General features: G+C 60.1%; 3 protein-coding genes. All 3 read right to left on the bottom strand.

The genetic code is table 11. The annotated features are described in order from the left end of the window. Nucleotides 1-29: 29 nt before the first annotated feature. Nucleotides 30-503: a hypothetical protein gene (locus tag M3436_20695; GenBank protein MDQ3566385.1), complete on the bottom strand. Its 474-nt coding sequence runs from the start codon at nt 501-503 to the stop codon at nt 30-32. A gap of 166 nt (nt 504-669) precedes the next feature. Beyond that, nucleotides 670-1,392 (bottom strand): transposase, encoded by a 723-nt coding sequence (locus M3436_20690; protein ID MDQ3566384.1) that lies wholly within the window; start codon nt 1,390-1,392, stop codon nt 670-672. Between the two features lie 302 nt (nt 1,393-1,694). After that, a complete protein-coding gene (locus M3436_20685; protein MDQ3566383.1) occupies nt 1,695-2,177 on the bottom strand; it encodes a hypothetical protein in 483 nt (160 codons plus the stop codon). Nucleotides 2,178-2,330 lie beyond the last annotated feature (153 nt).

The raw sequence follows: 2,330 nt of genomic DNA, 5'->3' as shown, positions 1-2,330 counted from the left end.
CGCCCGGCGCGAACCCGGCCCGGGCGGCCTCACGGCAACTTTATTACCCAGTCATCGAAGGAGAGCGTTTTCTCCGGATCCTTCCCGATGCCGATCTCGAGCGCGTAGACGATGTCGTCGATGTTGAGAGCTGCAACCTTGGACTTCAGGTAGCGCACCGTCAGCTTCGTACCGGGCGTGTGATAGGCCATCATCGTCATCGAGACGCTGGTGCGGAAATGCGGTGCGTCCGCGCGGAGCGAGATCAGGCGGCGGCCGATCGCGCCGGTCACCAGCTTGATCATCAGCCTTTCCTCGTCGACCGAGTAGGAGTCGACGTAACCCCAGGTGATGTGCTCGGTGCCGAGGCTAGAGTCCATGCTGCCGGCTGGGATGGCGGTGCCCGCCGTGCCGGGCCCTCCGGCGCCCGCTGTTGCGGCTGGCCCGCCCAAACCCGTGCGCGGGCCGCCGAGCCCGGCTGTCCCTGCGCCCTTGGCGCCCGTCTTAACTGCTTGTCTGGCCATGTCTTGGTCCTCCGGTCTGAGGCCATCCGCGCCCCGGACGGCTGGGTGAATGCGGCGGCGCAGGCTAGAGCGCGTGCTCCGTCGCGATGATCAGGGGGGAATGGGAATAGGAGTTTCAAAAGCCCTTTTTCCTCGGGAGCGAAGATACGACTGAACCTGTCTGGTGTCAAACACGCGCAATCTCGGTCCGGAAACGGGGAATTATTGGGCTATTCATCGGCCCCAGGCGCCAAGTTTGGGGACATTTTTGGATCTTGGGTGGATGCACAAGGGAGAGGGCCGGCTCAGGAAGCTTAACCGAATGGCGGGGGTGTTGGTTTTGGATCAGGCCATTTGGAATCGGTCGAATGGCCGCGCCGGGGATCGGGGCGGGGCCCGGACGGACAAGCCGAGATGAGAAAATCTTGGCAATCACGGGGGGATCTTCGATGGCGGCGATAATCTTCAAGGTGCCGCCACACCGGAGACATCGTTCAATATCGATATCGAACACCCGTTTGAGCAGCCGGGCCCAGTTGATGCGCGCAGGTGCCGAGTGGTGGGCTGTGTTGGGGTGAACCTCTGCGGCGTTAGTTGCGCTAACCGGCGCGCTGGCGACGATCGCGGAACGGTGCTTGGCGTTAGGCGCGAGTACGCCATGGAAGCGGATCAGATGCAACCGCGGACGGGGAACCCGAGCGGCGAGTCGCTGCATAAATTCCAGGGGTGACATCACGATATGGGTGGTACCGTCGTAGTACGGGCTTTTGAGTTGCAGCACGACATCACCGGCACTATTGCGTTTGAGGCGTTTGTTGGCAATGGCTGGACGGGTAATGTATCGGCACAAGTGTTCGAGTTTCTTGCGCTGATGGGCGGCACAGCAGACCTCGGCAGCCGCGCGCGTCATAACCGCGGCAAGGGAAGCGTTACTTGGTTAGACCAGCCGCCTTCGGGCGGCTTTTTTTGGGAGTTGAAGCGCGACGCGAGCCGAAAGTATCTCTCGAGCAGGCCGTGTCCCTTGGCAGCTTATCCTTTGACGAAGACCGTAGGCGGCGACGACCGTCCGTGCCGACGCTCTGAGCTCGGCGGGCCTCGATCTGGGCGGCGTGCAGGACGGAGGCGTCCTGCACGCCGCACGCGGTGGGGCATTGCGGACCCCGTCCTCTGAGGTCCGTCCTTTCAGGACCAGCTAGCGCGTTGGTCCAAGGACTACTGCTGCGCCGCAGCTGGCAGCTGCTGCTTCTGCACCGCCATGCGGTACTGGCTTCCCCGAGCGATTGGAACTCCGCCTTGTGAGTGCACAACGCAACTATGCTTCCGCCCCGCGTTGAGCATGACAAACGGCGTGTCGCACGTCGCTCCTGAAAAAGCAGAGCAAATAGCGACCGTCGCTCCATCAATGTCCAAGAGCCTAGTAATCAGCTTTTCGCCAGTCTGGTTCTGCCGTATGCGGCAGCGATATCCTCTATTTCGTGTTTCTTCGGTCTTGAACTCGTAAGTTTCCGGTTCCATTGCGTCACCAAAGTTCGACGGGAGTGAGGTCTGAAAAATTTGGGGTATGTTCATCTCCTCTTTAGAGAAATCCTCGTCGAGCGATTTGCATCCTCCTGCCACTGCGGCCTGTGAGGCAAGCAAAGCTGAAGCGAATACTGCCGTGAAGCCTACTAGTATCTGGCGATGAATGACTTTCATGTAATCCTCCTTAGGAGCGTTATGGGGTATAGAGTCTTCCGCCGTGACTTCTTTGCATTTGACAAAGCACATCATGCGGGGATTTTTGAATAGGCCTTCAAAAAGGCATGGTCGCGGAGATAGAGCGAAGTGCCCATGACCCGGCGGCCGTAG

It is taken from the genome of Pseudomonadota bacterium (genome assembly GCA_030859565.1).
Lineage (GTDB): Bacteria > Pseudomonadota > Gammaproteobacteria > JACCXJ01 > JACCXJ01 > USCg-Taylor.
Note: the sequence above shows the minus strand (reverse complement) of the source record. Positions and strands in the feature narration are given on the sequence as shown.